This is a genomic window from Vibrio sp. M250220, from assembly GCF_036533795.1.
GTDB lineage: Bacteria > Pseudomonadota > Gammaproteobacteria > Enterobacterales > Vibrionaceae > Vibrio.
Map to the genome: position 1 here is coordinate 1 of NZ_JATABI010000131.1, position 1,410 is coordinate 1,410.

General features: G+C 44.9%; 1 protein-coding gene. It reads left to right on the forward strand.

The window, feature by feature from the left end; translation table 11 throughout:
• The first annotated feature begins 81 nt into the window (after window positions 1-81).
• Window positions 82-1,107, forward strand: a complete 1,026-nt coding sequence (locus QTN94_RS19880) for an IS110 family transposase (RefSeq protein WP_331428637.1) — start codon at window positions 82-84, stop codon at window positions 1,105-1,107.
• Window positions 1,108-1,410: the final 303 nt, after the last annotated feature.

Genomic DNA, 1,410 nt, shown 5'->3' on the forward strand with positions numbered 1-1,410 from the left:
TGATGAGATGGTCACCTCTATCTCGGCATCGCAATGTGCCATGATTAACTTTTGACAGAATCAAGGATAAAGGTGACCAACATGAAATATAGGCTTATTAGTATCGATTTAGCAAAAAATGTGTTTCAGATTGCTGTATTCGACCGACAAAACAGACCGGTTTCGAATTGCCAAGTACGCCGAAATAGATTGTTGGACACGTTAAGGCAATATGCTCCAACCACTGTTGTGATGGAAGCTTGTTACAGCTCAAATTATTGGGGGCGTGCAATTGAAAAGCTTGGGCATACGGTGAAGCTCGTACCTGCTCGAATGGTTAAAGCGATGCTAGTGGGGAACAAAAACGATGCTAATGATGCGATTGCCATTGCTGAGGCATCTCAACGGCCTAAAATCCATTTTGTTGCAGTTAAAACGATTGAGCAACAAGATATTCAGTCGTTACAAAGAATACGGAGTCAATTCGTTAAACAACGAACGGCCACTGTGAATCAGCTTCGAGGACTTCTGGCGGAATACGGTGTCGTCACTGAACCCAGCAGCGCCTGTTTAATAGGGTCAATCCCGACGATTCTGGAAGACCCCAACAATGAACTCTCCCATGTAACTCGTTCATTCGTTTTAAAGCTCTGGGAGCACTACAAGCAGCTTAGTGAAGAGATTGATTCGCTGACACAGCAACTGATTATTTGTGCCCGTAAACACAAGGATTACGAGCTATTATCGAGCGTCCCTGGCGTAGGACCTCTTGTCGCGTCAGGCATCATTGGTTCTATAAACAGCGTTGGTGAGTTCAAAAATGGTCGGCAACTGTCCGCGTGGTTAGGGTTGACGCCGTCTCAATACAGCAGTGGTGACAAAAACTATCTTGGAAAAATCACTAAACGCGGAAACCGAGATTTAAGGAAGCTACTCATTCAGGGGGCAAGAGCAGTGATAAACTGGTGTGAGCGAAAATCGGACCCACTCAGTCTGTGGCTACAGACATTAAAACCCAAGATGCATGTCTGCAAATTGGTCGTTGCTCTCGCGAATAAGCTGGCACGGATTATTTGGGCCGTGTTGGTAAAAAGAGCGCCTTATAATCCTCATTTGGCGTGTGCCTGATAAAGAGAACCATCTGTAAAAGAGCGGTAATACACTGATGTAAAACGGTTTGTCTTATTCAAAACCTGTTAGGGACAGCGGCTATTGAAAAGCCATGCGTGTGTAGAGGAGGATAAGACGTCAATTTGGAACTCATTAGGGCGCAGCAAACTAAACGTTGCTATAACGACGCCGGATATATGTCGCAAGACCGTCGACCATCAATGTTAATCTCCGTTAAGGGTGCCTATGAAATAGCTTAAAGAAAAGACCGACATTAATTTCAATCAGGCCTTGCGAACAGCGAGGTGACCATATATGTCC

What these genes read in the sequence shown, in the direction of transcription:
- QTN94_RS19880 (WP_331428637.1), top strand. Translation starts at nt 82, where the DNA reads ATGAAATATAGGCTTATTAGTATCGATTTAGCAAAAAATGTGTTTCAG.